General features: G+C 66.3%; 25 protein-coding genes. 8 read left to right on the top strand and 17 right to left on the bottom strand.

Features of this window, described 5'->3' with window-relative positions; translation table 11 throughout:
• Positions 1-101 precede the first annotated feature (101 nt).
• On the bottom strand, positions 102-1,187 hold the full coding sequence (locus tag AC1D2L_RS04865) for an LLM class flavin-dependent oxidoreductase (RefSeq protein WP_476844714.1): 1,086 nt from the start codon (positions 1,185-1,187) through the stop codon (positions 102-104).
• Between the two features lie 34 nt (positions 1,188-1,221).
• Entirely contained in the window at positions 1,222-1,788 is a 567-nt protein-coding gene (gene msuE / locus AC1D2L_RS04860) for an FMN reductase (protein WP_476844713.1), read from the bottom strand.
• Between the two features lie 401 nt (positions 1,789-2,189).
• Here msuE and AC1D2L_RS04855 point away from each other — a divergent pair, with 401 nt between their 5' ends.
• The 4 genes from AC1D2L_RS04855 to AC1D2L_RS04840 are packed head-to-tail and all read left to right on the top strand — an operon-like array spanning position 2,190 to position 5,343.
• Positions 2,190-2,717 (top strand): cupin domain-containing protein, encoded by a 528-nt coding sequence (locus AC1D2L_RS04855; protein ID WP_476844712.1) that lies wholly within the window; start codon positions 2,190-2,192, stop codon positions 2,715-2,717.
• Between the two features lie 27 nt (positions 2,718-2,744).
• Positions 2,745-3,713 carry an ABC transporter substrate-binding protein gene (locus AC1D2L_RS04850; RefSeq protein ID WP_476844711.1) on the top strand — a complete coding sequence of 323 codons (969 nt, stop codon included), beginning with the start codon at positions 2,745-2,747 and terminating at the stop codon, positions 3,711-3,713.
• A 2-nt stretch (positions 3,714-3,715) separates the two neighbouring features.
• Positions 3,716-4,624, top strand: a complete 909-nt coding sequence (locus AC1D2L_RS04845) for an ABC transporter permease (RefSeq protein WP_476844710.1) — start codon at positions 3,716-3,718, stop codon at positions 4,622-4,624.
• A gap of 2 nt (positions 4,625-4,626) precedes the next feature.
• Entirely contained in the window at positions 4,627-5,343 is a 717-nt protein-coding gene (locus AC1D2L_RS04840) for an ABC transporter ATP-binding protein (RefSeq protein WP_476844709.1), read from the top strand.
• Between the two features lie 47 nt (positions 5,344-5,390).
• Here the strand turns inward: AC1D2L_RS04840 and AC1D2L_RS04835 are convergent, their stop codons facing one another.
• From AC1D2L_RS04835 to AC1D2L_RS04780, 12 genes are all read right to left on the bottom strand, one after another.
• On the bottom strand, positions 5,391-5,780 hold the full coding sequence (locus tag AC1D2L_RS04835) for a cupin domain-containing protein (protein ID WP_476844708.1): 390 nt from the start codon (positions 5,778-5,780) through the stop codon (positions 5,391-5,393).
• Positions 5,781-5,847: 67 nt separating this feature from the next.
• The gene (locus AC1D2L_RS04830; RefSeq protein ID WP_476844707.1) at positions 5,848-6,459 is read right to left on the bottom strand and encodes a TetR/AcrR family transcriptional regulator; all 612 of its coding nucleotides are present in this window, start codon (positions 6,457-6,459) and stop codon (positions 5,848-5,850) included.
• On the bottom strand, positions 6,456-8,252 hold the full coding sequence (locus tag AC1D2L_RS04825) for an oxidoreductase (RefSeq protein WP_476844706.1): 1,797 nt from the start codon (positions 8,250-8,252) through the stop codon (positions 6,456-6,458). Before AC1D2L_RS04825 ends, AC1D2L_RS04830 begins: the two co-directional genes overlap by 4 nt.
• A gap of 35 nt (positions 8,253-8,287) precedes the next feature.
• Positions 8,288-9,250 carry a dihydrodipicolinate synthase family protein gene (locus AC1D2L_RS04820; protein WP_476844705.1) on the bottom strand — a complete coding sequence of 321 codons (963 nt, stop codon included), beginning with the start codon at positions 9,248-9,250 and terminating at the stop codon, positions 8,288-8,290.
• Positions 9,251-9,278: 28 nt separating this feature from the next.
• Positions 9,279-10,049 (bottom strand): SDR family NAD(P)-dependent oxidoreductase, encoded by a 771-nt coding sequence (locus AC1D2L_RS04815; RefSeq protein WP_476844704.1) that lies wholly within the window; start codon positions 10,047-10,049, stop codon positions 9,279-9,281.
• A gap of 3 nt (positions 10,050-10,052) precedes the next feature.
• Positions 10,053-10,838, bottom strand: coding sequence for an SDR family oxidoreductase (locus AC1D2L_RS04810; protein ID WP_476844703.1), 786 nt, complete (start codon positions 10,836-10,838; stop codon positions 10,053-10,055).
• A gap of 159 nt (positions 10,839-10,997) precedes the next feature.
• Positions 10,998-12,314, bottom strand: a complete 1,317-nt coding sequence (locus AC1D2L_RS04805; protein ID WP_476844702.1) for a TRAP transporter large permease — start codon at positions 12,312-12,314, stop codon at positions 10,998-11,000.
• A complete protein-coding gene (locus AC1D2L_RS04800) occupies positions 12,311-12,823 on the bottom strand; it encodes a TRAP transporter small permease subunit (RefSeq protein ID WP_476844701.1) in 513 nt (170 codons plus the stop codon). The genes AC1D2L_RS04805 and AC1D2L_RS04800 overlap by 4 nt, the downstream gene beginning before the upstream one ends.
• A gap of 62 nt (positions 12,824-12,885) precedes the next feature.
• Positions 12,886-13,944: a TRAP transporter substrate-binding protein DctP gene (dctP, locus tag AC1D2L_RS04795; RefSeq protein WP_476844700.1), complete on the bottom strand. Its 1,059-nt coding sequence runs from the start codon at positions 13,942-13,944 to the stop codon at positions 12,886-12,888.
• A 79-nt stretch (positions 13,945-14,023) separates the two neighbouring features.
• Positions 14,024-15,535: an FAD-dependent oxidoreductase gene (locus AC1D2L_RS04790; RefSeq protein ID WP_476844699.1), complete on the bottom strand. Its 1,512-nt coding sequence runs from the start codon at positions 15,533-15,535 to the stop codon at positions 14,024-14,026.
• 163 nt (positions 15,536-15,698) lie between these two features.
• Positions 15,699-16,679: a CobW family GTP-binding protein gene (locus AC1D2L_RS04785; RefSeq protein WP_476844698.1), complete on the bottom strand. Its 981-nt coding sequence runs from the start codon at positions 16,677-16,679 to the stop codon at positions 15,699-15,701.
• The gene (locus tag AC1D2L_RS04780; RefSeq protein ID WP_476844697.1) at positions 16,672-18,255 is read right to left on the bottom strand and encodes an amidohydrolase family protein; all 1,584 of its coding nucleotides are present in this window, start codon (positions 18,253-18,255) and stop codon (positions 16,672-16,674) included. The genes AC1D2L_RS04785 and AC1D2L_RS04780 overlap by 8 nt, the downstream gene beginning before the upstream one ends.
• A gap of 406 nt (positions 18,256-18,661) precedes the next feature.
• Between AC1D2L_RS04780 and AC1D2L_RS04775 the strand changes: the two genes are divergently transcribed.
• The 4 genes from AC1D2L_RS04775 to AC1D2L_RS04760 are packed head-to-tail and all read left to right on the top strand — an operon-like array spanning position 18,662 to position 22,902.
• On the top strand, positions 18,662-20,293 hold the full coding sequence (locus AC1D2L_RS04775) for an AMP-binding protein (protein ID WP_476844696.1): 1,632 nt from the start codon (positions 18,662-18,664) through the stop codon (positions 20,291-20,293).
• Positions 20,290-20,541 (top strand): phosphopantetheine-binding protein, encoded by a 252-nt coding sequence (locus tag AC1D2L_RS04770; protein WP_476844695.1) that lies wholly within the window; start codon positions 20,290-20,292, stop codon positions 20,539-20,541. The genes AC1D2L_RS04775 and AC1D2L_RS04770 overlap by 4 nt, the downstream gene beginning before the upstream one ends.
• A 52-nt stretch (positions 20,542-20,593) precedes the next feature.
• Complete coding sequence (locus AC1D2L_RS04765; protein WP_476844694.1) at positions 20,594-21,466, top strand: hypothetical protein; 873 nt, start codon at positions 20,594-20,596, stop codon at positions 21,464-21,466.
• 20 nt (positions 21,467-21,486) lie between these two features.
• Positions 21,487-22,902 carry a lipopolysaccharide biosynthesis protein gene (locus AC1D2L_RS04760; protein ID WP_476844693.1) on the top strand — a complete coding sequence of 472 codons (1,416 nt, stop codon included), beginning with the start codon at positions 21,487-21,489 and terminating at the stop codon, positions 22,900-22,902.
• Between the two features lie 25 nt (positions 22,903-22,927).
• Here the strand turns inward: AC1D2L_RS04760 and phnE are convergent, their stop codons facing one another.
• From phnE to phnD, 3 genes are read right to left on the bottom strand one after another with little or no spacing between them, the layout of a single operon-like run.
• Positions 22,928-24,556: a phosphonate ABC transporter, permease protein PhnE gene (phnE, locus tag AC1D2L_RS04755; RefSeq protein WP_476844692.1), complete on the bottom strand. Its 1,629-nt coding sequence runs from the start codon at positions 24,554-24,556 to the stop codon at positions 22,928-22,930.
• On the bottom strand, positions 24,553-25,338 hold the full coding sequence (gene phnC, locus AC1D2L_RS04750) for a phosphonate ABC transporter ATP-binding protein (protein WP_476844691.1): 786 nt from the start codon (positions 25,336-25,338) through the stop codon (positions 24,553-24,555). The genes phnE and phnC overlap by 4 nt, the downstream gene beginning before the upstream one ends.
• Positions 25,339-25,374: 36 nt before the next feature.
• On the bottom strand, positions 25,375-26,424 hold the full coding sequence (gene phnD / locus AC1D2L_RS04745; protein WP_476844690.1) for a phosphate/phosphite/phosphonate ABC transporter substrate-binding protein: 1,050 nt from the start codon (positions 26,422-26,424) through the stop codon (positions 25,375-25,377).
• Positions 26,425-26,776 lie beyond the last annotated feature (352 nt).

The following is a 26,776-nucleotide window of genomic DNA, read 5'->3' as shown; positions in this document are numbered from 1 at the left end:
CGCCGAAACAGAATGGAGGCGCGATCGCGGTGAACGACGGCGCCTCCCATGATGCTTTGTGCAACGGGAAGACTGAACGCAGCCCTTCCCCGCCCGCCCCTCTATGCCGCCGCGCGGCTGACACTCCTGGCGCGGACGAGCTCGCGCACGCGCGGCAGCAGCTCGCTGCCGTATTGCACGGCGTCGCGGATCGGATCGAAGCCGCGGATCAGGATGCTGGTCACGCCGAGATCGTAGTAGTCGAGGATCGCATCGGCCACCTGATCGGGCGTGCCAACGAGTGAGGTCGAGTTGCCCTTGGCGCCGGTCAGCGCCGCGAGCCCCGTCCAGAGCCGCTTGTCGAGCCGCGTACCCTTCGCCGCGGCCTCGAGCAGGCGGCGAGAACCCTCATTGGCGGGCCCCTGCGCGGTGCGGGCAAAGCCGCTCTGCGCGATACGTGCCTTCGCGGTCTCAAGGATCTGGTCCGCCTTCGCCCAGGCGGCCTCCTCGGTATCGGCGAGGATCGGCCGCAGCGACAGCGAGAAGCGCGGTTGGCGTCCGTAGGGCTGGGCGGCGGCGCGAACCCTGGCGATCAGCTCGCGCACCTGGTCATGCGTCTCGCCCCAGAGCGCATAGATGTCGGCATGGCGACCGGCGACTGCGATGGCAGCATCCGAGGCGCCCCCGAAATAGACCGGGATCGGCGCCTTCAAGGGCTTAACTTCCGAGAAGCCGCGCTTCACCTGATAGTAGCGACCGTCATAATCGAAGGGCTCGGCGCTGGTCCATTCGCGCCGGACGATGTCGAGATACTCGCTGGTGCGGGCATAGCGCTCATCCTTGGTCAGGTGATCGCCGTCCTGGGCCAGCTCTGCATCGTCGCCACCGGTAATGATGTGGACCCCGACGCGGCCGCCGCTGATGTGATCGAGCGAAGCGAGCTGACGCGCTGCCACCGTCGGCGCCGTAAAGCCCGGCCGATGGGCGATCATCAGCTTCAGCCTGCGCGTCACCGAGGCCGCATGCTGGGCGATCAGGATACTTTCCGGCGAGGTCGAGTGGAAGGCGAACAGCACTCGGTCGAAGCCGCCCTGGTCCTGAGCTTTGGCCAAGGCCTCGACATAGTCGAGATCGATGACCGGACCACTGCGGGCAATGGTTTCCGAGGCCTGGTGGTTGCCGACGAAGCCAATGAACTCGATGCTCATGACAGATGTCCTTTCGGTGAAAACGTGGAGGAGTTCATTCGGCGGCGAGAAGCGCCGGGGCCGACTGGTTGGATGGGAAAAAGCGCTCGATCTCGACGACGCTCTGCCGGATCCGGCCGAGCACCTGTTCGGAGGTGACGCGTCCGTCGGTGAAATCGCTTTCGCTGGCATAGATGCCGGTCGGGGCGCTGTGGGCGGCGAAGAAGCCGAGAAGCGGGCGCAGCTGATGCTCGATGATCAGCGCATGGCGGTCGCTGCCGCCGGTCGCGGTCAGGATGACCGGCTTGCCGGTCAGGGCAAAGGGATCGATCAGGTCAAAGACATGCTTGAACAGGCCGGAATAGCTGCCCTTGTAGGTGGGGCTGCCGAGGACCAGCAAATCCGCGTCGACGATCGCCGCGATCACGGCGGCGGCCCTCGCGTCGAGATCGCCGACACGTTGCGCGCTGCCCAGCGAAGGCCCGAGATCGCTCAGATCATAAAGCCGGGAATGTCCGCCCAGCCGTGACGCGACGCCGGTAGCGACCGTCTCGACCAGCGACCGGGTCCGGGAGGGGCGGGACGGGTTTCCCGAGAAACCTACGATGCGGACCGGGGCCATTGGCATTCCTTCGTCTCTGTCGGCTTCGCTCTGCCAGCCCTCGGAGGGGCGCTTTCCTGCTTCCCAGAATCCACCCCGATCGTTCGTTAAGTCAAACAGAATGTTCTTTTAAAGATACCCAGCTTCGGAGGCGTCGCTTTCGTTTTTGCCACCCTGGCGAGATACATTTTCTCCCGCGCAATGTGGCTGGGGGTGACAGCCGAAACCGCGAGAGAATGTTTTTCCCGATGGACCCTGACATGCAGATTAAAATAGGCGCGGCCTTCGAAAAACTAAAAGAAAGCAATCGATTGGCTGATTTCTGGCTTAATCTGAATGACCCGCAGTATCCACAGATACTAGAATTCGCCAGATCGCTATTCAATGCTATCTAACCGCTCGAATTCATCACGGATAGCGACATGTGCGGCGACCATATTCACGAACACGATGCTACGGAGGTTCATCCTGGCGACAGCGCGCGCTGGAAACATGATGGCGTTCGGGTCATCGCCGGCAACCAGCTCGACTCAAACACCGCGCAAACGCCCGGCATGTTCCGGCAGGCCGCGATCAATCATGCCCGTGTCGGCGCCCAGAAGATCTGGGCCGGCACCGTCTCGATCGCTCCCGACGCCAAGACCGGCGTGCACCATCATGGCCCGCTGGAAAGCGTGATCTATGTGGTGCGAGGGCGGGCGCGACTACGCTGGGGCGACCGGCTGGAGTTCGTCGCCGAGGCCGGGCCGGGCGACTTCATCTATGTGCCGCCCTACGTCCCGCATCAGGAGATCAACGCCAAGCCGGACGAGATCCTGGAGTGCGTTCTGGTGCGCTCCGACAACGAGGCCGTGGTCGTCAACATCACCACGGTCGATCCGGTCGAGAAGCCCGAGGCCGTCTACTGGGTCGATCCGATCCACGCCCATCCCGACACCAACGCGCACTGACACCCAGTCTGTAGAAGGACAAGCTCCATGACGCTCACCCGTCGTTCTTTCACCGCCGGTCTCGGCGCCGGCCTGATCGCCGCCCCCAACCTCGTTCGCGCCGCCGGTCCCGACCTCAGCAAGGTCACTCTGCGCGTCGGAGACCAGGTCGGCCAGAACCACAGCAAGTTCAAGGCCGCGGGCCTGCTCGATGATCTCCCCTACAAGATCGAATGGTCAGTCTACCCGGCCGCCGTGCACCTGCATGAGGCGCTGAAGGCGGGCGCCATCGACATCGGCTCCGCCAGCGATTCTCCGACGGTCAGTGCCATGGCGGGCGGCTCGAGGATCCAGGTCGTATCCGCCTGGAGCAATGGCGGACGCGGCACGCGGCTCTACGTACCCAAGGGCAGCAAGGTGACGAGCGTCGCCGATCTCGCCGGCAAGACGATCTCGCCGACGACGCGCGGCAGCGTCTCGCATTATCTCGTGATCGGCGAACTCGCGAAGGCCGGCCTGAAGGAGAGCGACGTCAAGCTCGCCTTCCTCAACCCCGTCGATGCGGGGGCGGCCTTCGGCGCCGGCAGCATCGACGCCTGGGCGACCTGGGGCGTCTATGGCGCACGCATCCGCAGCGCGCTCGGCGCCCGCGTCCTGTCCGAGGGCGAGGGCATCAATTCGGGGCTCGGTGTCTACAGCGCGACGCAGAGCGCGATCGAGGACCCCGGCAAGCTCGCGGCGATCGCGGATTATTCCAACCGCGTCGAGCGCGCCTATGCCTGGGGCCGCAAGAACCCGGAGGCCTACATCGCCTGGTATCGCGCCTTCGCCAAGCAGGACGAGGCCATCGCTCGCGAACTTGCAGAGGACGATCTCGCCAACCGCAGGCTGGCGATCGACGACCGCGTCGTGGCTGGCCTGAAGAAGACGTTCGATACCTGGACTGCGGCGGGCGTTCTCACGGGCGAGATCGACTTCAACCGCCATGTCTTCCGCGACCTGACGATCGGAGCCTGAGAATGAGCCAGGCCGACATCAGTTTCGCGCGGCTCGAGGCGCCTCGCGTCCCGGCGCCGCGCACCCTCCCCTTGCCGCGCCCGGCGCAAAGCCGCGCACGCGACGCGCTTCGCCTGACGCGCGTCCTGCCAGCCGCCACGCAAAGGCAGGGACTGCCGCGCCCGCTCCGGCGCGCCGCCGGCCCGCTGCTGCTTGTCCTGATCTGGCATCTCGCCGCGATCTCGGGCGTGCTGCCGCCCGAGGTGCTGGCGGGGCCGGCGACCGTGATCGGCAGCGCCGGCGAACTCATCGCCACCGGCGAATTGCAGGCCGCCATCGTGGCCTCGCTCGGGCGCGTCGTCGCCGGGTTGGCGATCGGCGGAACCATCGGGGTCGGGCTCGCGCTGGTGTCGGGCCTGTCGCGGATCGGCGAGGACCTGATTGACTCCACCGTCCAGATGCTCCGGACGATCCCGACCATCGCGCTGATCCCGCTGCTGATCATCTGGTTCGGCATCGGCGAGCAGCCGAAGATCGCGCTGATTGCGCTCGCGACCTCGTTCCCGCTCTATCTCAACGTCTATGCCGGCATCCGCAATGTCGACCAGTCGTTGGTCGAGGCGGCACGGACGCTCGGGCCTGGGCGCACCGGCCTGATCCGCCATGTCATCCTGCCGGGCGCCATGCCGGGCGCACTCGTAGGCCTGCGCTATTCCCTCGCGGTTGCGTGGCTGGCGCTGGTGTTCGGCGAACAGATCAATGCCACAGCCGGCATCGGCTATCTCATGAACAACGCCCGCGAGTTCTTCCAGACCGACGTCATCGTCGTGTGCCTTGCGATCTATGCCCTGCTCGGGCTTGGCGTCGATGCGATCGTGCGGCTGCTCGAGCGCGTGCTTCTGGCCTGGCGGCCAGCCTTCTCGGGAGCCTGACAATGACTGTCCCAGCCAATGCGGTGACTGTTCGCGGGCTGTCGCGCCATTTCGGCGAGCGCGCCGTGATCCGCGACCTGGACCTCGATATCGCGGCCGGTGAATTCGTCGCGCTCGTCGGGGCGAGCGGTTGCGGCAAGAGCACTTTGCTCAGGGTGCTCGCCGATCTCGACCATGAGATCTCGGGCGACGTCACGGTGCCGGTGCGCCGCGCCGTCGCCTTCCAGGCGCCGCGGCTGATGCCGTGGAAGCCGGTCTGGCGGAACGTCACGCTCGGCTTGCCCGGGGGAGAGAACCGCGCCCGGGCCGATGCCGCGCTGGCCGAGGTCGGCCTGTCGCATCGCGCCGAGGTCTGGCCGAAGGTGCTCTCGGGCGGCGAGGCCCAGCGCGCGTCCCTGGCGCGGGCGCTGGTCCGCGAGCCCGACCTGCTGCTGCTCGACGAGCCGTTCGGCGCGCTCGATGCACTGACGCGGATCAAGGCGCAGGCCCTTGTCGGCGAGCTCTGGCAGCGCCATCGCTGCGCCGTCCTCCTGGTGACCCATGACGTCGAGGAGGCTCTGCTTCTGGCCGATCGCGTCCTGGTGATGAAGGACGGTGTCATCGCGCATGAGGTTGCGGTCGATCTGCCGCGACCGCGCCGTGTCGACGATCCCGTCCTGCCCGGGCTGCGCCGCGAACTGCTGGGCTGGCTCGGGGTCGGCGAACAGCGCGCGGCCTGAGCCCGGATGGATCGCGCGCCCTGCTAGGCCGGGGCGCGCGTGTCGCGTCAATCCGCCGGCGGCAGGTAGCGCCGCGAGAGTTCGTTGCGATCGTCATAGGACGCCTCGAAGATCGCGGCGGCCAACGTGGCACGCACATGCAGCGTGTCCGTGCCGATGTTCTTGAAACCGTGTCGCGCGCCCGCCGGGACCAGCACGGACTGATTGGCGGTGACGACCATGGTCTCCTTCCCGAGATAGATCTCGGCTGTTCCCCCGAACACCTCGAGCACCTCCTCCACCGCGTGGAGATGCATCGGCGCGCCCAGTCCCGGCTCGCAGAACTGGTCGAAGATGCAGAGCTGCCGGCCCTGGACCACGGCTGAGACGCGCATCTGCGTCATCACGCCATCGCGCCATTTCTCGAGCGGCTGAGTGTTGTGGTCGAGCAGTGCCATGGTCTTCCCTTTGATGATCCAGCGATGAACCTGTTTGCGTTCCGACGTCGCGACCTGCCGGCCCCGATCAACTGCCCTGCGCCGGCGGCTTGGTGCCGTATGCGTGATGCACGATGCGACTGAAGGAGCGGTAGAGCTGCTCCAGGCGGTCGAAGTTGCCGCCGTCCTGGGTAATCGGCCCGGCGCTGTTGGCGATCGCGACGAGCTGCAGCGCGATGTCGTCGCGCGGAATGTCGTCGGTGAGTTCACCAGCCGCGACGGCCTTGTCGATGCCGGCCTTGACGAGATTGTCGAGCGTGATGCCGAAATCGACCAGCGCCTGGCTCGCCCGGGCGCCGATCAGGTCGCGCTCCAGGCGCATCCGGCCGATCAGGCTCCAGGGATTGGCGGTCGTGCCGGACGGGTTGTAGCGGAGATAGCGCTGGCGGTTGGACTCCATCATGCCTTCGATCTTCTCGGCAAAACTCATGTCGCTCAGCCAGTTGCTCTCCCAGTTCAGCAGAGTCTGCTCGACATAGTCGACGATGACCTCCTCGCAGAGGTTGAGTTTGTTGCCGTAGTGATGATGGATATTGGCGCGCGTCGTGCCCAGTTGGTCGGCGACATCGCGGAAGCGGAAGCCCTGGAAGCCGTGCCGGAGCAGAAGCTCGATCGACACTGTCTTGATTTCGTCCTTCATCGATCGGTCCGATGGGTTGAGCGCCGTGGCAATTGCCCCTCTTCTCGTCTGTCCGCTTGCCTGCCGTCCATAGGACCAAAGGCCGCCCTGAAAGCCGAAGCGATGGCCTGCTCGCTCTTGCCTGCCACATCGGCGTCGCCAATCACCTCTACGGTGAAGCCGCGCCCCCTCAGGCGCGCCTCGATCGCCGGGCCCGTTGCCTTGCGTGCGCTGTAGTAGAACCAGTCGCGCAGGCGCGGATGGCTTGCGAGCTTGCGCCAGGGATCGCGCCCGAGCAGGCCCCTGGCGAGGGCCGCCTCGACAAGCCGCCCCGTCCCCGCCCTATAGCGCGCTCCTGTCGCAATCACGACATGGTCGAAGCCTGCCAATGTGCCGGCATCGTCCAGGGCGTCGACCCCTGAGCGGATGGTCGCTCCCTGCTCTATGCAGTCTTCCGCCAGCGCCGCGATGTAGTCCGTCAGGCTGCCGGGGTTCGCCGCGACGCCCTGGAACAGCGGCGCGAGCCCGGCGAACCGGAAGGCTCCGCCAAGGCGGCTGGACTTCTCGAAGATCGTGACCGCGTTGGACCCCGCCATCAGCCCGGCATAGCTCAGCCCCGCCGGCCCGGCGCCGATGACGGCGATACGCTGACCGCTGCGAACGGGCTTCGGCGCGGGATTGACGAGTTCGCGGCCCGCCAGGGGATTGACGAGACAGTGCAGCGCGCTGCCGGCCCGCATGCCATCGACGCAGGTGTTGCAGGCGAGGCAGCGCCGGACTGCGTCTCCCCGTTCCGCCTTGCGGACCCAATCCGGGTCGGCGAGCAGCGGGCGCCCCAAGGCGATGAAATCGGCCTTTCCGCCGGTGATCGCCGCCTGGGCCTCGGCCGGGTCGCCATAGCGCCCGACGGAGATCACCGGCACCGCAACAGCACGCCTGACCGCGTCCGCGAACCCCGAGAACGGCGTCCTCGCCGTCGCCATGGGCGGAATCATGATCGCGGCGCTCGGCTGCGACCGATAATGCCCGCCCGTCATGTGGATGGCGTCGGCGCCCGCCTCGACGGCCCAGACAGCGACCGGGACTGCTTCCGAGGGAGGCATCCCGCCCTCGAAGAAATCATCGCCATTCATCCGGAAGATCACGGCGAGCCGCGGCACGGCGCGTTTGACAGCGCGGATGATCTCGAGCGCGAAGCGGGCGCGGTTCTCGAGGCTGCCGCCATACTCATCCTCGCGCCGGTTCTCCAACGGCGCCAGGAACTGCGACAGCAGATAGCCGTGCGCGCCATGGATCTCGACGGCATCGAAGCCGGCCTTTGCCGCGCGCGCCGCCGCCTCGGCAAAGGCGGCGACCGTCTGCGCGATCCGCGCCGGTGTCATCGCCTCGGGCACGATGACCTCGGTATGCCCCTCCTGGACGCTGTGGGGGATGGCCGATGGCGCGATCGGCGTCACGCCGGCGATGTCGAGACGGGTATGCCCGCCGCCATGGCCGATCTGGATCGAGGCCTTTGCCCCGGCGGCATGGATCGCCGTGACCAGCCGGGTCAGACCGGGCAGGAAGCGATCGTCATGCAGGGCGAGTTCGAAATTGCGATGCTTCCCGGCCCGTTCGGGCGCCGCCATCTCGACCGTGATGAGCCCGACGCCGCCCTGCGCGCGGGCGACATAATAGGCGATGGCGGCGTCGGTGACATGGCCCTCGGCATCGGCGCGGCGCGTCGTCATCGGCGCCATGACGATGCGGTTCTTCAGCGTCAGCGGGCCTATGCGACCTGCACTGAAAAGATGCGCCGGGGTGGCCTGAAGCATGGCTTCGCTCGCCTTGTGAGCCGCCTCGTCCCGCGTCAGGCGGCGAGCTTCAGCGCGCCTTCGCGACCGATCCCGGCCTGCTCCAGGGCGACGCGGATCCGCTCGATCTCGGGCTGCCCTATCTTGACGAGCGGCGGGCGCACCACGGCCTTGTCGAGACGCCCGAGCAGCACCAGCGCCTCCTTCATGCGGTTGTGCATGTCGAGGAAGGGCTGCGCGTAGAAGGCCTGCGACAGCGGGTAGATCCGGTCGTTGACCGCCTGCGCGGTCTTGAGGTCACCGGCCTGCACCGCGCGGAAGAGCGCGACCTGCAGATCCGCAATCACGCTGCCGGAGCCCGACAGCAGGCCGTTGCAGCCCAGTGTCAGCGAGGCCATCAGCCAGGAGGAGTGCGTCGTCAACACATTCACAGGCTTCGCGAGGTTCTGGAAGGTGCGGATGTGCTTCTCATGCAGCATCGCATCGTTCGACCAGTCCTTGATCGCCGCGATGGTCGGCACCGTCTCGAACAGCTTCAGCAGCGTATCGAAGGTGTAACCGAGGTTGCTCGCCATCGGGTACTGGAAGGCGATGATCGGGAGGTCGGTCGCATCCGCGATGCGGCGATAGTGCGTGAATGCCATTTCGGGGCGCAGATGCCCGCCCATAGCCATGCTGTTGGGCGGGAAGACGAGCAGCGCGGACGCACCCTCCTTCTCCGCCATGGCCGCCAGCCGCGCCGCCTCGATCGAGCCGTCGGCATAGATGCCGTTTATCAGCGGCACTCTGTCGCCGACCTCAGCGAGCGACGCGGCCAGGATCTGCTGCTGCTCGTCGAAGCTGCAGGCATGCACCTCCGAGGCATGGCCGTTGACCGTCACGGCTGAAACGCCATCCACCAGCGCGCAATCGCGCAGGTGCTTGCGGGTCTGGCGCTCGTCGATGCTCATGTCCTCGTTGAGGGCAAGCAGCGTGGCGGGAATAACGCCGGCGGGGCGGAAATCCTTGAAGCGAGGCATGCGCGTCTCCTTGCGGATCGTTGTTGTGTCAGTCGTTCCAGATGCCGCCGGTGACGCTCATCGTCTCACCGGTGATGTAGTCGGCTTCCGGGGACGCCAGGAAGGCAACCGCCTTGGCGACATCCGAGGGCACGCCGGCACGGCGCAGCGGAATCTCCTTCGCCCGGTCCTGCGCCGTCGGCAGCCCTTCGGCCGCCCGCAGGATCTCGGACTCGTCGCGCATCTTGGTATCGACGATCAGGCCAGGAGCGACGGCGTTGACGCGCACGCCGAATTCGCCGAACTCGAGCGCCAGCGACTGCGTCAACGACACCACCGCGAATTTCGACGCGCAATAGGCGCCATAGGCACCCACGCCTGATTTACCCATCCAGGACGCGATGTTCACGATCGCGCCGCTGCGGCGCTCGACCATGCCGGGCGCGACCTGGCGCGTGACATGGAACAGCCCGTCGACATTGATGCCGAAGGTCGCCTTCCATTCGGCTTCCGTGGTCTCGAGAAACTTGCCGACCTTGCAGATGCCGGCATTGTTCACGAGGATATCGACCGGGCCAAGCGCCTGCATCAGCGAGCCGATGCCGGCCTCCACATCGCGGCTGGAGGAGACATCACCGGCCGCAACCTCGACCTTGCCGCCACCCTGGCCGAGAGCCTCGGCAGTCGCCTGCGCCGCCGCGAGATCGAGATCGAAGATGCCGACGTCGCAGCCCTCGGCCACGAGCCGCGCCGCGATGGCGCGGCCGATGCCGTGAGCCGCGCCAGTGACGATCGCCTTGCGCCCTTGGAGTCCGTACATGCGTCAGGCCTTTTTCTGGGGTTTGCGATCGCCGCGGGCCGTCCAGCCGCCATCGACGACCATGACGGAACCCGTGCAGAAGGAGGCATCGTCGCTGGCAAGCCAGAGCATGGCCTGTGCGATCTCGACGGGCTTGCCGAGACGCTCCATCGCCTGCCGTTCCTCGAGCCCCCGGCGCAGTTCCGCGCCGTCGGGGCCGCTCAGGATTTTCGTGAAATAGGGTGACTCGATCGTGCCGGGCGCCACCGCATTGATACGGATGCCGGCATCGACATGGTCGATCGCCATGGCGCGGGTCAGGGCCGCCACCGCTCCCTTGGAGGCGACATAGGCTGCACGGTCATGGATGCCGATATTGGCAGCCGCGGAGGCCGTGTTCACGATCGCGCCGCCGCCTTGCCTCTCCATGACGGGAATGGCGTGCTTGCAGCCGAGGTAGACGCCGTTGACATTGACGGACATCAGCGCGTTCCAGTCCGCCTCGGAGGTCGAGACCACAGTGCCGGCGATGCCGTAGCCGGCGTTGTTGACCAGGATATCAAGCCGGCCGTAATCGGCGACGGCCTTGCCGACCATCGCCTCGACCTCGGCCTCCTTGCTGACATCGACGCGATGGGCAGACGCCTTGCCGCCGTCGCCCGTGATTTCCGCCACAACCTGCTCGGCAGCCGCAAGGTCGCGGTCGGCGACGATGACGGTGGCGCCTTCGCGAGCGAAGAGCCTGCACGCCTGGTGGCCGATACCGGACCCGCCACCGGTGATGATCGCGATCTTGCCTGCCAGCTTCATCCTGCTCGTCCCGTTCTGTTACACTATCAACGCTGACTTACATGTATGTAAGTACCGTGAGGCAGCCGACGGAGCAAGCCGGCTCGGCCTCCCCCGTCATGCGATTGCCGCATGATGGGAGCCACGTCCGCCCCTGACGGAGCCGACGTGGCAGATCGCTCATTGGCCATACATGACCTTGGGCATCCAGGTCGCCATTCCTGGGAAGGCGATCAGGAGGATTAGCACGAGCAACTGGCAGCAGATGAAAGGTATCACGCCCCAGTACATGTCCTGCAACCGCATCGACGGAGGAGCGATCGCCTTCAGATAGAAGATCGAGGGCGCCATCGGTGGCGTCAGATAGCTCGTCTGCAGCATCACCAGGAGCACGACCGCGAACCAGAGCGGATCGAGGCCGAAGCTCTTGATCAGCGGGATCGCGATCGGAACGACGATCAGGATGATCGAGATCGAATCGATCAGGAACCCCAGGATGAAGGCGACGAACAGGATCACCGCGACCACCGACCATGGCGAGAGGCCGAAGGCGTCGAGGATGCTTTTGGTCGCCGTCATGCCGCCCGATGCGAAGAACACACCGGAGAACATGCCGCCGGCCAGCACGATCGCGAGGATCATCGCCGTCAGCGACACCGTCTGGACCGAGGCCTGGAACAGCAGCCGCCAGGACATCCGGCGATACACGATCGCAAGCAGAAGAACACCGAGCGAACCGCAGGCCGCAGCCTCCGTCGGCGTCGCGAGCCCCATGAACAGGGTGCCGAGCACCGTGAAGATCAGGAAGCCCGGAGGCACCAGCGCGACCAGCGTGAACTTGATCTTCTCGCCCAGGCTGCGCGGGTCGGGATCTTTTTCCGGCGGAGCAAGCGAGGGTTTCAGCCCACACGCGATCAGGATGTAGAGGATGAACAAAGCCGACATCGTCAGGCCGGGGATCAGGATGCCGGCGAGCAGGTCCCCGATCGGCAGGGTCGCGATCGGCGCAAGCACCACGACGGGAACCGAGGGCGGGATGATTGTGCCCAGCGAGCCACCGCCGCAGATCGTGCCGGCGATCAGCCGGTTGTCGTAGCGACGCTTCACCATGGCCGGGATGGCGAGCATTCCGACCAGCGTTTCCGTGGCGCCGACGACGCCGCTCGCGGCGGCGAAGATCGTGCACATCAGCAGCGCCGCGATCGCAAGGCCACCCGGAAGCCTGCGGGTCCACATGTAGAGGGCGTCGAACAGGCGCTCGGCGATCCCCGCGCGTTCGAGGATCGAGCCCATGAAGATGAAGAGCGGGATCGCGCCCAGCACGTAGTTGGTGGAGAGGTCGTCGACGCGCTGGGCGAACTGATGCACCAGCGTGCTGCCGAAGCGCAGAAGGCCGAAGCCGAGCGCTGCGATCATCATCGAGAAGGCGACGGGGAAGCCGAGGAAGATCAGTCCCAGCAGGGCCGGGAACATCCAGAGGACGGTAGCGGATGTCATTGAGCCGATCCTTCGGGGTCATGTCCGAAAACGATCAGCAGGTTCTCGATCGCTTTGGCGAGGCATTGCAGGGCAAACAGCCCGAACCCCAGCGCATAGATGACGCGGTAAGGCCAGATCGGCGGGTTCCACGAAGAGAGGCCCGTTCCTTCGCCTGACCGGTAGACGCTGAAGACGTTGTCGATCAGCGCTTTGGTCAGCCAGAACAGCATCCCGGTCATCAGGACGTAGCCGATCGCATCGATGATCGCGATGCCACGGCGCGGCAGCACCTGATGCAGGAAGTCGACATTGACGTGCTGGTTCACCAGCACGGCGTAGGACAGGCCGAGCAGGAAGATCGTGCCCATCATCATGTAGCTGAGCTCGAAGGCCCATTGCGTCGGCGCAGAGAAGAGGTAGCGGCTGAGCACCTCGTAGACCATGGCGAGAACCAGGGGGAGAACGACCAGCGCTCCCGCCCGTCCCGACCATAGCGAAAGCATGTTGATGAAGCGGACAATGGGCATGACGACCTCAAGCCAGGAGGCCAGTCGACAGCAGCGATGAGACTGCCGTCGACTGGCTGGGATCAGCGCGAGCCGATTGCGAAACGGAACTCGGCCATCGGCTTGACGCTGGCCATGAATGCCTTCTGGCTGTCATAGGCCTTCTTGAACCAGGCATTGGAGGTCGACTGCTTGTCGGCCCACTCGCCCGAGGCCTTGACCACGGCGGCCGTCAGGCTGGGATCAACCTGCACCACTTCAATGTTGGAGGCCTTGATCTGCTTGTAGGCGTCGAGGTCGCTCTTTGCGTAGCCGAGATAGGTGTCGAGCACGGTCAGGCGGCCCGCCAGTTCGAGCAACTGCTTGTCCTTGTCGCCGATCTTCGCCCAGGTGGCGTTGTTGAACACGCAGTCATGCGCTCCCGACGGCGCGTGCAGGCCCGGCATGATCACGTATTTGGCGACCTTGTGGAAACCCTCCGACAGGTTGCTGCCGGGGCCGCCCCATTCGATCGCGTCGACGACCTTGCGCTCCAGCGCGCTGAACACTTCGGAGCCCGGCAGGACGACCGTCGAGGCGCCCAGCATCGGCGCGATCTCGGCCCATGAGGACGAGGTGCGCAGCTTCAGCCCCTTCATGTCCGCGACGGTGCGGATCGGCTTGTGCGAGTGCATGAAGAACTCGGTTTCGAGCACGCCGCATGGGAAGGCGACGACGTCGAACTTCTCCTTGCGCCACTGCTTCCAGAGCTCGGCCCCGCCGCCATTGTAGAGCCACATCATCATCTCTTCGGGGTTGGGTCCAGCCGACCAGCCCGAGAAGATCGCGCCGGTGCGATCGACCGCCCAGTCGTAGCCCGGCCAGCTATGGCCCATGTCGGCGACGCCCTTCTGGACCGTCTCCGTGACCTTCAGCGCCGGGCCGAGCGCACCGGCCGGGAAGACGTTGATCTTGATGCGCCCCTCGGTCATCTTCTCGACGTTCTCGGCATATTTCTTGGCGCCGATGTCGAGCCAGTGCCCGCCCGCCCAGGGCGTCGCCATGTTCAGTTCCATCTTGTTCTGCGCGAAGGCGGCGGGCGCCGTCAGCGCGAGCCCGCCGAGCACGGCGGCGGCGGTCAGTGCATTCGTGAGCTTGGACATGACTGGTCTTCTTCCCTCTGTTTTGATGTTTTTCAGGCGTCTCGTTGACGGCCCTGCCGGTTGACGCGTCGCGTGACGATCAATCCGGCGGAGCCGCCAGAGCGGCGTTGCGACCGGCGAGCCGGCCGGATGTGAAAGCCCAGCCGAGGTGATGGCCGTGGCCTTCGAGCAGGACACCGCCCTGCCCGGCTGAGCCTGCGGCATAGAGGCCGGCAATGGCGCAGCCGGAGCGGTCGAGGACGTGGAATTGTGTGTCGATCCGCAGGCCACCCTCGCTGAACACGATCCAGGATTTGGCAGGCCCCAGCGCATGGAACGGTCCGGTCGCGACCGGCAGGCGCTCGTCGCCATCCTGGGTCGCCCGGAGTTCGGCATTATGCGCGGCCACGCTTGCTGCAAGCTGGTCCGCTGGCAATTTCAGCTTGGCGGCCAGCCCTTCCAGTGTCGGCGCGGTGGCGTAGAGGTCGGGCCGCGAGCGCGCATAGTCCGGCAGATAGGCAAAGCCGACGCCGGGCGCGGTCGAGACGAAGTTCGGCCAGGCGCGGAAGCGTTCGGCGATCGCCTGGTCGCAGATGATGAAGGCAGCCTGCCCGGACTGGCGGCCGATTGCGTCCTGGGGGCGCTGAAGTTCGTCGCAGAAGCGCAGCCCCTCGCGATTGACCAGGATCGCCCCGGCGCGGAACAGGCCATGCGACGGCGCGAGATAGGTCGTGACGAAGCGCAGCATGAAAGGGCGCAGCAGGGCATCGGGGAGATGCTTCTGCGCAGACAGGATCAGCCGCGCGAACCAGCGGCTCGTCGGCAGCCGCGCGATCAGGCTCGGCCGCGGCGGCGCGGTAAAGCGGATTTCCGGTCCCCATGCCAGATCCCCATTCACGACCTCGGCGCCAATCGCCTCGGCCAGCCTCTGTCCGTCCCCGGTGCTGGCCGGATTGATCCCGCCGATCTCGAGCAGCGGGCCGCTCATATATCGACGCTTGTAGTCCGTCGTTGCTGAACTGAAATCTCCGGTCGCAAGGATCACGCCAAGCCGCGCGCGCATCCGCTCGGCACTGTCGGAACTCTTTCGCGAGGCTATGGAAACGCCCTGCACGCGTCCAGCCTCATATATCACCTCGCGCATCTCGCATGACGTCACGATCGTGACGCCGTGCTTCAGGCAGGCGCGTTCGAGATGATGGATGAAGCCGCGCGAATGCGGGATGATCGCGTGCAGCCTCGGCTTGCTGTGCGGGAGCTCGGGCAACGGCCCCATGAAGGTGACCCCGAGATCCTCCAGAATGGAGATCGTCTCGGGAACATTGTCGACGAGCAGGCGCCGCAACTCGAGATTGTCGCGCGCGAGCAGGGGACCGACGAACCTGTCGAGATCGGCGAAATGCGCGTCGGGGCAGTCCGTGATCCCCGCATCGCGCTGCAGGCGGGTCGATGTCGCGCAGACCGTGCCGACGGACAACGCCGTCGTGCCGCCGAGCTTTTCTGCTTTTTCCAGCAGCAGGACGGAACGACCGAGGCGGGCCGCAGCCAGGGCGCTCATCAGCCCGGCGCCACCGCCCCCCACCACGATGACGTCGAAGACCGTCTCGCTCAAGCCCACCCCCTTACTGACATGCAGGTCAGTATTGAAGTCATACCCGCGTCAGTCAACGCTCCGGCCGATAATTTACGCAAGGAGATGCAACTGCCGGCAGGTCGGCGCCTAGCCCCTGGGTCTCCGCCAACGCGCGAAACTGCGTCGCCGACCGACGACTCCCCTAACTGAAGCGCAGTTCCAGTGTCGGAAGCCCCGCAGCGAAGCCCTCGAATTCCTCCCTGGAGGAATCGCGCAGGATCATCATCAGTCCGAGCGCGGCGTCATCGTCGCTCCTGACCCGCCGCGGCGGCGAGAACGCATTGCCGACGCCGTTGATGAGTAGCGGCTCGCTGAAGCCGGCTGGCCGCACCAGCCCCTTCATCCGCAGCAGGCGCGTATCGAAATAGCCGGCGACATTCTCGATCCATTCGCCGATGGCTGCCCACGAGGCCGCGTCACTCCAGCTTGCAAAGGCGATCGTGATCCGGTCGGGCGCCGGTTCGGACGCGGCGAAGCAGGCGAATTGCGAGGAAGGGCCGGCAGGCTCGCGGGCGAAAGCGATCCGCGCGCGATCGCGCGGATCGCCGGCCAGGACCTGCCTCGCCAACGGGTTGAACGCACGCGCCTCTCGAGCCCGGACCTCCCACAGATCATGCGGGAGCTCGTCGAGCTTGGTGAGGACGACGCTGTGCGCTGCCGCCAGTTGGGCGGCGTACTGGGGCAGAAAATCCGCGTCCGATCGCGCGTGCAGGGCGTCGAATGTGCTGATGATCCGTAGGTCGAACGCCGTTTGCCGGACCTGCCCCAGCGAGCGCAGGATCGGGGCAGGTTCCGCCAGCCCGCTCGTCTCCAGGATGATCCTGCGCAACGGACCCAGGCCGCGCTCTGCCCTGGCGAGTAGCAGCGCGTCGATCCCGTCCTGCAGGCTGTTGCCCAGCGAACAGCAGATGCAGCCGTCGCTCAGCGTCGCCAGCGCGAGGTTGCGATGATCGGAGCCTATGACGGCACCGTCGACATTCACCTCGCCGGCGTCGTTGATGATGACGCCGGTGTCCGCCGTTGCCGCCATGGCGAGGTGCTCGGAGAGCAACGTCGTCTTGCCCGAGCCCAGCGCCCCCGTCAGCAGGATGAATTCGGGACGAAGCCCGCCCGTGTCATCCACCGGAGCGTTCCCGGGCTTCCGACACGATGGCCTCCACATCGGCCAGCAGCTCGGCGGGGTCGTAGATCAGGCCGCCCTTGATGACCTTTTCGAGGCTGCGATCCCAGTCCACGGATTTCGCCTCGTCGTTGAGGCGCATCGCCCCCGTGCCGTAGAGCAGCTTGAAATCATTGAGCGGGTTGCCGCAATGGACGAGGATGTCGGCGCGCTTGCCGACCTCGAGCGTTCCGGTGTCGTCGCCGATCCCCAAGAGCTCCGCGCCCCAGCAAGTCGCTGCCCGCAGGACTTCGAGCGGGGTGAAGCCGGCCTCCTGGAGCAGTTCGAGCTCGCGGATATAACCGAAGCCATAGGTCTGGAACATGAACCCGGAATCGCTGCCGACGCCGATGCGCCCGCCGAGATTCTTGTAGTCGTTCACGAACCGCATCCACAGCCGGAAGGTCTCGCGCCACTCGATCTCGTTTGTCGTCGACCAGCGGTACCAATACGCGCCGTGGCCGCCGCGCTGCGGCTGGAAATACGACCACAGCGTCGGATCGGTGAAGCGCTCGTGCCAATCGGCGCGGCGCGTGCGCATCAGGTCGCGATTGGCGTCGTAGACATTGAAGGTGGGGACGAAGGTGTGCTGTGCCTCGAGAAAGCCCGCGAGCACCGCCTGCCATTTCGCCGATCCCGGCTTTGCCGCCTGCAGGAAGGTCTGGCCCGCCGCCGAGAAGCGCAGATACTCGTCGCCATAGTCGTAGTCGGGCGGAAAGCTCTGCAACGTCTGGTCTTCGAGCAGCGTCTCGGGAATGCCGTAGGAGTGCTCGGTGCTCGTCAGCCCCCAGCTCGCGGTCTGCAGGGGGTTCATCCGGCCCATCGCGAGCTGCGCGTGATGGCAGCAGCTGCGCAGTCCGATCGCGTTGGCCTTCTCGATCGCGGCCTTCATGATGGCGGGCGGAGAGGCGAAGAACTTCACACCGTCGGCCCCGGCCGCCTTGGCGCGCTCGACCCAGGTTGCGGCCTGTTCGGGCGTGTGCAGGCTCTTCACATAGTCCGCCGTCGCCGGGAACGGCGCATAGGCGAGGATGCGCGGCGCATCGATCCGATGCGCCTCGGATGCCGCCTTCTGCTCGAGCGTCCAGCTCAAGCCATTGAAGCAGCCGGTTTCGCGGATCGTCGTGACGCCATGCGCCAGCCAGAGCTTGTAGACGTAGTCGGCGGAAGGCTGGGGCCCGTTCTTGGCGTGGAACGGCGCCCCGATATGAGCATGGCAATCGATCAGGCCCGGGGTCAGAAACTTCCCCGCACAGTCGATCTCGAGAAAATCCTCGGGGCGAAGGTTGGGATCAAGCGGCTTTGCCTTGCCGGCCTTTGCGAGCCCCGTTATCCGCCCGTCCTCGATGACGACGTCGGCCGGGCCCCAGGGAGGAGCACCGGTTCCGTCGATGATCCGGGCGTTCCTGAGCTTGATGTAGCGATGCGGCCCCTGCCCGCGCTGCCTCTCCGTCGCGGCCTGCAAACCCGGAAGTCCCGCCTCCGCAAACATGGCGGCGAATTCGTCTCCAGCCGCGACTGGCTTCTGCTCGTTCGTCATTCGCCCCTGCTCGTTTTGCCCACTCCGGCCAGCTTGGCGAACGCCGCGCTCCAGCGCTACCCCTAACGTGAGGGAGGCCGCGGCCCGCAGACGCATCCCCTCGTGCCTGGACGCTAGCAAGCCGATGCTACCTCGCCAGCAAGCGGCCGCGCGGTCTTGCCACAACCCTTCCGACTCCCCGGATCATGCGGCCAGGTGACCTATTGGAAGGGCGAGGACGCCGCGATTATATGGCACGTGTTACATAATCTAATGGATTAATACGCATGAACATTCAGGAATTGATTTCGACTTGAACGAAACGCGACAAAACGCCCCCAGCGTTGTTAGGATTAATTCCCGTTACAGGTTGCAGCTAAGCGTCCACCTTCCTAGTGGTATATCGTGCGCAACCAAGGGGGATGGGATGAGCCGCGGTTATAATCTCGCCTGTTCGCTCTCCGCACAGGCAAAGCTTGATCCGGACGCAATCGCCATCCGCGCCGGTGGAGCCGAACTGACCTACGGCGCTCTCGCTCATCAGGCTGCGGGTCTCGCGGGGCACATTGCGGCGGCGCCGGGCGTATCGCGCCGCGTTGGCATTCTCGGAACGCGCAGCCTCGAAGCCTATGTCGGCATTCTCGCGGCCTGCTGGGCCGGAAGCGCCTATGTGCCGCTCAATCTCAAATGGCCGGCCGAGCGCCTGATCGCGCTGATGGGGCAGTTGGAACTCGACGCGCTCGTCGCCGACGAGAACGGCGTCGCGCTTCTGACCCCGGAAGTTCTGGCGGCAGCGCCGGATCTGGTTGTGGTGCCCGACGGCAGTTCGCTCAGGCCCGCACGCCCCGGACAGCGTGTCGACCGGCGCGGCGCCCTCACCGCACCGGCGCTCGCCGAACCGGCTCGGGTGGCAGCGGGCGATGTCGGCTATATCATCTTCACCTCGGGCACGACCGGTCTGCCCAAGGGCGTTGTGATCTCCGCGGGTTCGCTCGCGCATTACCTCGAGCAGAGCGAGCCCTGGACGGCCTACACCCCTGCGGATCGCATCGGCGAGGCCTGCGACGTCACCTTCGACCTCTCGGTCCATAACCTCTTTCTCTGCCTGCGCGCCGGCGCCTCGCTGCATGTGATGGCACAGCTCGAGATGCTGGCTCCCGCGCGCTTCATCCGCAGCCATGCGCTCACAGTCTGGATGTCGGTGCCGACGGTGATCGCCCTGATGCGCCAAACTGGCGCGCTGAAGCCCGGGATCTTTCCGAGCCTGCGGCTCTCGATCTTCTGCGGCGAACCACTGCCGGTGCCGGCCGCGCAGGCCTGGGCAGAGGCGACGCCCAACGGCGTGGTCGAAAACATCTACGGCCCGACCGAGGCTACCGTCATCGGCCTGCGACAGAGGCTGACGTCGCCTCCGGTCGTGACCAGCGGCCGAGACATCGTCGCGATCGGCCGCCCCTACCCGACCATGACGGTCGCCATTCTCGACGAGGCCCAGAAACCCGTCGCGCCAGGCGAACCCGGCGAGATCGCGCTCAACGGGCCGCAGCTCGGCATCGGCTATTTCGGCCAGCCGGAACTGACCGCCGAGCGCTTCCGGATCATCGCGGGCGAGCGCTGGTATCTCACGGGTGATCTCGGCCGCATGGATGCGGACGGCGTCTTTCACCATCTCGGCCGGGTCGACAACCAGATCAAGCTGAAGGGCAATCGCGTCGAACTCGAGGAGGTCGACGCCCATCTGCGCCGCGCCGCCGGCACCGAACTCGTGGCGACCGTGGCGTGGCCGATGAACTATGGGTCGGCCGAGGGCCTCGTCGGCTTCGTCGCCGGTGCCTCCGGCGAGGCAGACGCGATCCGGGACGACATGGCGCGCGGGTTGCCGCGCTATCTCGTGCCGGGGCGCATCATCCTCTGCGCCGCCCTGCCGCGGAACATCAACGGCAAGATCGACCGCGGCGCGTTGTTGCGCATGCTCGATACCGACGCGATGCCGGCGCCGCTGCCCGGTCCCGCGCAGCAAGCCGCGCAGGTCTCCTTGAACCGCCAGAGGGCAGAATGACGACCCCGGATAACGCAGCGCTGCGCGCCACCGTCATGGCGATGCTGGCCGCCAATGGCCACAAGGGCCCGATCGGCGAACAGGATTCCCTGTTCATGAGCGGCCGGCTCGACTCCCTTGCCGCCGCCGAGATGATGACCCTGCTCGAAACCGAGTTCGGACTGGATCTCACGGATCCCGATTTCGACATCACCCAGCTCGACACGCTCGTCCAGATCGAGGCGCTGGCTCGGCGGCATGCGGCCTGATGGCGGATGCACGACGATCGAGCAGCCTGCCGCCGCTGCGGCTCATCTCGCAATGAGCGAGACGTCATCGGCTCGCACCCGCACGATCCCTCTTCGCCCCATCGAGGCTGCCCAGTTGCCGGAAGCCGTGTCGCTGCTCGAGCGCGGCTTCCCTGGGCAGGACGGTGATTTCTGGCGTCGTGGCCTCGATCGCCTCGCAGCCTCGCAGAACGGGGGATACGGCTATTTTCTCGATGCAGCCGGGGTCAGCGTCGGCATCATGCTAGCCCTGCGCAGCGTCCGTCATCACGCCGACGGGCCACCCGGCGACGTCATCAACCTGTCGAGCTGGTTCATCGAGCCGGCGCATCGCTGGCGGGCGCCGATGATGCTGCGCGCCGTCCTCGACCAGAATGACGGGGTCTTCACGGATCTGACAGCGGCCCCCCAGCTGTACAAGCTCAACGAGACCCTGGGCTTTTCGATCTGGAACAGCGGCATGATCCTCGCGGCCGCCGCCCCCTTCGCCGCGCTGCCTGGCCCTCGCGGCGCGAAGGTTCTGAGCGTCGCCGCAGCCGCTTCCCTGCTGAGCGCGCCGCAGGCTGCGATGCTCGACTGGCATGTCCGGGAGGGCTGCATTGCCGGCGTGCTGCGCGAGGGCGACACGATCACACCGCTGCTGTTTCGCCCGATCCGGCGCAAAGGCATCCGGTTTGCGCAGGTGATCTATGCCGAGAGCCGGAGCGCGGCCATCCGCAATCTCCCGGCCGTCATGCGGTTCCTCGCACGCCACGGCATCCTGTTCGTCTCCCTCGACGCGCATCGCGAGGACTGTCCGCCCGGCGCCTATTTCCGGGCCGGTCGGCAGCGCTTCTGGCGGGGGCCGATCACGCGCGACCGGCTCGATTACGCCTATTCCGAGCTCGTCCTCTTCGGCGTCTCCTAGGGCTGCCGGGGGCGTCGCCGATGGTCCTGCGGAAAACGCTGCTCTACGTTCCGGCGGGCATGCTGGGGCCGCTGATCCAGCTCGCCACGATCCTGGTGCTGACCTATTGGCTCTCGCCATCGCAGCTCGGCATCTACGCGATGGTGGTGGCCTTGCAGGATCTCGCGCAGATCGCGACCCTGTCCTGGTGGTCGCAATATGTGCTGCGCTATCTCGAGGAACGCGCGCCTGACATCCGCGCGCGCCAGGACCGGACGGAGACCGGCATCCTGCTGGCGACGGGCGTGGTCCAGGCCCTGCTGGTGTCGGCTTTCATGCTCGTCCTCGACGATGATCTCCCCGACGCTGAGCTTGTCGCCAGCGCGGCACTGGCCGGCGTGCTGCGTAGCCTGGTCACGCATTGGAGCGTGCGTGCGCGCGCGGCACAGCATATCGGCCTGCATGCCTTTGCGCAGATCGCGGGGCCTGGCCTGAGCCTCGCCTTTGCGCTGCTCGGCTTTACGCTGCTGGAGGCGAGCCTGACCGTCGCCTTTCTGGCGATGGCCCTGGCGCATCTCGTCGTGGCAGCGGTGATGGCGCCACGGGTTGCTCTCACCAGGCTGGCCGGCGGCATCGACCGCCCCATTCTGGTGGCCGCGTATCGCTACGGAGCCTTCACCACCCTCGGCGCCGGGTTGGCCTGGGTCTCGATGCAGAGCGTGCGCTTCATCACCGATGCCGCGCTCGGCACGGCTGCCGTCGGCCTGCTCCATGTCGGCTGGGGCATTGGCCAGCGCATCGCGACGCAGCTTGGCGTACTAGCTACGACCGCGCTGTTCCCGATCGCGGCAAGCACCGCGCGTGAAAAGGGCATCGAGGCCGGCGTGAAGCAGTTGCTGGTGGCCGGGCCTATCCTGCTCGCCGTCCTGGTGCCGGCGACCGTCGGGCTGTTCAGCGTGGCCGAGCCCTTCGCCCGGCTTGTGACGGCGCCAGAATTCCACGACGCCACCGCTGAGATCCTGCCTTATGCGATGCTCGCCGGGGCGGTCCGCGTCTTCCGACATCACTATCTCGACGAGATTCTCCAGCTCAGCGAGCAGCCCCGCATCATGGCGGCGCTCGACGCGGTCGAGGCGCTGTCGACGGTTGTCTTCTGCGGCATTGGAGCCGTGTTCTATGGATTGCTCGGCGGCATCGTCGGCTGCCTGATCGCCGCCATGCTGGCAACCGCGCTCGGCCTCGCTATCATCGCCCGTCGCCATGGCCCGCCGGTCTCGTTGCGCGCCTTGGTCGCGACAGGGCTGGCGGCTGCGGTGATGCTCGCGGCGCTGTGGCAGCTGCCGGCGCCCGTGGGCATAGGCAGTCTGGTCGCCGTAGCACTGGCATCGGGATCGGCCTATGCCGCGACCTATGCGCTGGTCGAGCACCGCGCATTGCTGGCGCTGCTGCGCCGCTGACGGCAGCCCACAGTCCGCCCCGCAGTCAGATCATCCGCGAGCGCAGCGTCGTCGTGACGATTTCGGTCGCCACCACGATTACGAAGATGACCACGAGCACGAGCCCGACCTGATCCCAGTAGAGATTGTCCATCGAGGCCTGCAGCGCCACACCAAGGCCGCCGGCCCCGACCAGTCCCAGCACCGCGCTTTCGCGCACATTGATGTCCCAGCGGAACAGGCTTACGGCCAGGAAGGCCGGCTTCACCTGCGGCCAGAAGCCCTTGAGCAGCACGGCCCGCTGCGGCGCTCCCGCGGCGCGCAGGGCCTCGATCGGCCCCGCCTTGGCCTCTTCGATCGCCTCGGCCAGGAATTTCCCGGTAAACCCGATGGAATGCACGGCGATCGCCATGACGCCGGCCAGCGCGCCGGGCCCGAAGATGGCGACGAAGAGCAGCGCCCAGACCAGCGTGTGGATCGAACGCGTCGCCACCAGGATGAAGCGGCCGAGCGCATTGACCAGCGGTGAGGCCGTCACATTGCGAGCGCACATCAGCGCCACCGGCGTCGCGAGCCCGATCGCCAGGATGGTGCCGAGTGTTGCCGTGTGCAGCGTCTCGACCAGCGCCTCGGCTACGGTCTTGCCGAAATAGCTCCAGTCGATCGGCCACATCCGGCCGAACAGGTCGGCTGTCTGCTGCGGCGCATCGTACAGGAATTCGGGGATGACCTCGATGGTCTGCAGAGACCAGCCGAGCGCGGCGGCAGCCAGCCCCCAGAAGGCCAGCCGCAACCAGCGTTCGAGCGGGCTGAAGCGACGCCAGAGGCGCCCCTCCGGCCGCTCGATCACGACGCCCGAGGGTGCCTCGTCCTGATAGACCCGGCGCATGAAGGCCGAGAGAACCTCGCCCGCCATCACCGTGACGATGATCGCGATGATGATGGTCAGCACGAAATCATAGTCGAAGCGCTGGAAGGCTGTGAACAGGGTGGCCCCGATGCCGCCGCCCCCGACCAGGCCGACGAGGGCGGAATTGCGCAGGTTGGAATCGAGCTGATAGGCGGCAAAGCCGATGAAACGCGGCAGGACTTGGGGCACCACCCCCATGGTCACGACCGAGAGGAACGGCGCGCCCGTCGCGCGCAGCGCCTCGATCGGCTTCATCGACATCTCCTCTATCGCCTCCGCGATGAGCTTCGCGATGAAGCCCAGCGTCGCGATCACCAGCGCCATCACGCCCGCCAGCGCCCCGAACCCGACCGCCTTGACGAACAGGATCGCGACGATGACCGGATGGAAGGTCCGGCACAGCGCAATCACCCCGCGTGCCGCGATGGTGACGGGCAGCGGCATCAGGTTTCGCGCCGCAAACAGCCCCAGAGGCAAGGCCAGGAGCACGCCGGCCGCGGTCGCGATGATCGCGATCTGAAGCGATTCCAGCATGCCATCCAGCAGCAACTGCATCTTGTCGGCGGCGACGTTGGGCGGAAACATCCGGCCCAGGAATTTCGCACCATTGTCCAGGCCCTGGACGAAGCGCTCCCAGCGGATGTCGAGGATACGCGCGGCATAGGCGACATAGCCGAGGAAGACCGCGGCGCCGATCCGCAGCGGCCAGTTCGTGGGGAAGGCGCGCTGCCGCAGGCTTCCCGAAGACGCAGCCGGCGCGCTCATTCCATCCAGCCCTCGCCGCCATAGATCTCGGCGAGATGGCTGTCCTGGAGGCCGCCCGGCGGGCCGTCATAGACGACGAGCCCCTTCGACATGCCGATGATGCGCAGCGCGTAGCGCCGTGCCAGCGCGACGTTGTGGATGTTGACGAGCACGGGGATGTCGCGGTCGCGTCCGACCTTGGCGAGCAGCTCCATGATCTCGACGGAGGTTTTCGGGTCGAGCGACGAGGTCGGCTCGTCGGCGAGAACGAGGTCGGGCTCCTGCATCACGGCGCGGGCGATGCCGACGCGCTGGCGCTGGCCGCCCGAGAGCTGGTCGGCGCGGCGGGTCGCGAACTCGCCCAGCCCCACCGAATCCAGCAGCGAGAAGGCGCGCGCGATGTCTGCATCCGAGAAGCGTCGCGTCCAGGCGCGCCAGACCGGGACGTAACCCAACCGTCCGCACAGCACGTTTTCGATCACGGTCAGGCGCTCGACCAGATTGTATTCCTGGAAGACCATGCCCAGCCGGCGGCGCGCCTGGCGCAGCGCCTCGCCCTGGAGTTTCGCCAAATCGACGCCGCCGAGCACGATCGAGCCCGATGTCGGGTCGACCAGGCGGTTGATGCAGCGGATCAGCGTCGACTTGCCGGTTCCCGACGGACCGATGATCGCGACGATGCCGGGCTCCGACACCTCCAGCGAGATGTCGCGGAGCACGGGTTGGCCGGGCCGATACTCTTTGACCAGGTTTCGAATGACGAGCGCCCGGCCCTGGCCGGACGCCTCAGGCAGGGCGCTCATGGATCGTGAACCTGGTTTGAGGACTGCGTCGCGCGATCAGGGAGCCTTGGCAGGCGCGGCCTTCTTCTTGGCCATCTCGTCGGCCTCGCGCTTGGCCTCGATCTCGTAGGCGGACTTGTTGTACGGCGTGCCCGATTTCTCGGCGACTTCGCGCACCACCGCCCAGTCCTTCTGGTAGCTGATCGGCAGGAAGCGGTCGTCGCCGTTGAACTCCTTGGTCATTTCCGGAGTGAAGCGGAAGGAGAAGAAGCAGTCCGTCAGCTTCTTGGCGAGCTCGGGTTTCAGATCGTGGGCGTAGGCGAAGGACGAGGTCGGGAAGATCGGGCTGCGATAGATCTCGCGCACGTCTTCCTTCTTGATCGTGCCGCGCACGATCATGCGCTCATAGACGTCGCCGGCGACCGCACCCATGTCGTAGTCGCCCGATACGACGCCGAGCAACGACTTGTCGTGCCCGCCCGACATGAGCGGCTTGTAGTCGGTGTCGGCGGTCAGCCCCTGTTCCGGGAAAAGCACGCGTGGCGCGAGATTGCCGGAGTTCGACGAGGGCGAGGTGTGGGCGACCTTCTTGCCCTTGAGATCGGACAGCTTCTGGAAGGGGCTCGACGCCTTGACCACCGCGACGAGGTTGTAGCCACGCACCTCGGTCCCCGCCCCTTTGGCCGCGAACGGCACTGCACCTGCGAGATTGACCGCGAAGCCAGTCGGCCCGGTCGAGAAGCCGGCGAAATGCAGGCGGCCCGAGCGCATCGCCTCGATCTCGGCAGAGTTCGACTGCACGGGGTAGTAGACAATGCGCTTGCCGGTGCAGGTCGCGAGATGGTCGGTCAGCGGCTTGAAGATGTTGGCGTAGACGGCAGGGTCCTCGACCGGGGTATAGGCCCAGACCAGCGCGGACGGGTCCTTCCACTTCTTCGGGTCGGTCGGCGCGTCGGCCACCAGATCCTTGTTCGCGTCGCAATACAGCGTGTCGAGCTGGCCACTGGCGGGGCAGGCCTCCTGCGCATTGGCGGGGGCGACGGAACCGGCGCCCAGAGCGAGCAGCAAGGAGGTCGTGGCGGCGAGATGCGGTAGCTTGAAGCTCATGGAACGGTCCTCCCGAGGCGCCTATTGTCTGGCTTCCCTTTGGTATGTGACATAAAACTGTCACATTCCACCCGCGCCGGCCGGAGCCGACTAAGACTTAAGGCGAATACGACAGCCCCGCTTATGCCCTCGACGGTCGCGCCACGGCCACGTCGGTGCCGGCCCGATCGTCTCCGGAAACCCGTACCGGGCCGCAAATTCGCCGTTTATGGGCGCCCGCGAGCGAAGTGACGCTGAAACGGGTTTGACCCGCGTCCGGCTAGCATCGTCCGCCGGAAACCACAGGGCCTCTCGCCTCAGTCCTTCAGATTGTATATCATCTACAAAATGACACCGGGTGGGGGAGCTTGGT

This window comes from Allobosea sp. P1_B10 (genome assembly GCF_056406735.1).
The sequence above is the reverse complement of the archived record's forward strand: the minus strand, read 5'-3'. Positions and strand labels throughout refer to the sequence as shown.

Coding starts and splice junctions, on each gene's coding strand:
- AC1D2L_RS04850 (WP_476844711.1), top strand. CDS start 2,745: ATGACGCTCACCCGTCGTTCTTTCACCGCCGGTCTCGGCGCCGGCCTG.
- msuE (WP_476844713.1), bottom strand. CDS start 1,788: ATGGCCCCGGTCCGCATCGTAGGTTTCTCGGGAAACCCGTCCCGCCCC.
- phnE (WP_476844692.1), bottom strand. CDS start 24,556: ATGAGCGCGCCGGCTGCGTCTTCGGGAAGCCTGCGGCAGCGCGCCTTC.
- AC1D2L_RS04845 (WP_476844710.1), top strand. CDS start 3,716: ATGAGCCAGGCCGACATCAGTTTCGCGCGGCTCGAGGCGCCTCGCGTC.
- dctP (WP_476844700.1), bottom strand. CDS start 13,944: ATGTCCAAGCTCACGAATGCACTGACCGCCGCCGCCGTGCTCGGCGGG.
- AC1D2L_RS04865 (WP_476844714.1), bottom strand. CDS start 1,187: ATGAGCATCGAGTTCATTGGCTTCGTCGGCAACCACCAGGCCTCGGAA.
- AC1D2L_RS04810 (WP_476844703.1), bottom strand. CDS start 10,838: ATGAAGCTGGCAGGCAAGATCGCGATCATCACCGGTGGCGGGTCCGGT.
- AC1D2L_RS04760 (WP_476844693.1), top strand. CDS start 21,487: ATGGTCCTGCGGAAAACGCTGCTCTACGTTCCGGCGGGCATGCTGGGG.
- AC1D2L_RS04840 (WP_476844709.1), top strand. CDS start 4,627: ATGACTGTCCCAGCCAATGCGGTGACTGTTCGCGGGCTGTCGCGCCAT.
- AC1D2L_RS04800 (WP_476844701.1), bottom strand. CDS start 12,823: ATGCCCATTGTCCGCTTCATCAACATGCTTTCGCTATGGTCGGGACGG.
- AC1D2L_RS04830 (WP_476844707.1), bottom strand. CDS start 6,459: ATGAAGGACGAAATCAAGACAGTGTCGATCGAGCTTCTGCTCCGGCAC.
- AC1D2L_RS04780 (WP_476844697.1), bottom strand. CDS start 18,255: ATGACGAACGAGCAGAAGCCAGTCGCGGCTGGAGACGAATTCGCCGCC.
- AC1D2L_RS04835 (WP_476844708.1), bottom strand. CDS start 5,780: ATGGCACTGCTCGACCACAACACTCAGCCGCTCGAGAAATGGCGCGAT.
- AC1D2L_RS04775 (WP_476844696.1), top strand. CDS start 18,662: ATGAGCCGCGGTTATAATCTCGCCTGTTCGCTCTCCGCACAGGCAAAG.
- AC1D2L_RS04805 (WP_476844702.1), bottom strand. CDS start 12,314: ATGACATCCGCTACCGTCCTCTGGATGTTCCCGGCCCTGCTGGGACTG.
- AC1D2L_RS04770 (WP_476844695.1), top strand. CDS start 20,290: ATGACGACCCCGGATAACGCAGCGCTGCGCGCCACCGTCATGGCGATG.
- AC1D2L_RS04855 (WP_476844712.1), top strand. CDS start 2,190: ATGTGCGGCGACCATATTCACGAACACGATGCTACGGAGGTTCATCCT.
- AC1D2L_RS04820 (WP_476844705.1), bottom strand. CDS start 9,250: ATGCCTCGCTTCAAGGATTTCCGCCCCGCCGGCGTTATTCCCGCCACG.
- phnC (WP_476844691.1), bottom strand. CDS start 25,338: ATGAGCGCCCTGCCTGAGGCGTCCGGCCAGGGCCGGGCGCTCGTCATT.
- AC1D2L_RS04765 (WP_476844694.1), top strand. CDS start 20,594: ATGAGCGAGACGTCATCGGCTCGCACCCGCACGATCCCTCTTCGCCCC.
- phnD (WP_476844690.1), bottom strand. CDS start 26,424: ATGAGCTTCAAGCTACCGCATCTCGCCGCCACGACCTCCTTGCTGCTC.
- AC1D2L_RS04815 (WP_476844704.1), bottom strand. CDS start 10,049: ATGTACGGACTCCAAGGGCGCAAGGCGATCGTCACTGGCGCGGCTCAC.
- AC1D2L_RS04825 (WP_476844706.1), bottom strand. CDS start 8,252: ATGCTTCAGGCCACCCCGGCGCATCTTTTCAGTGCAGGTCGCATAGGC.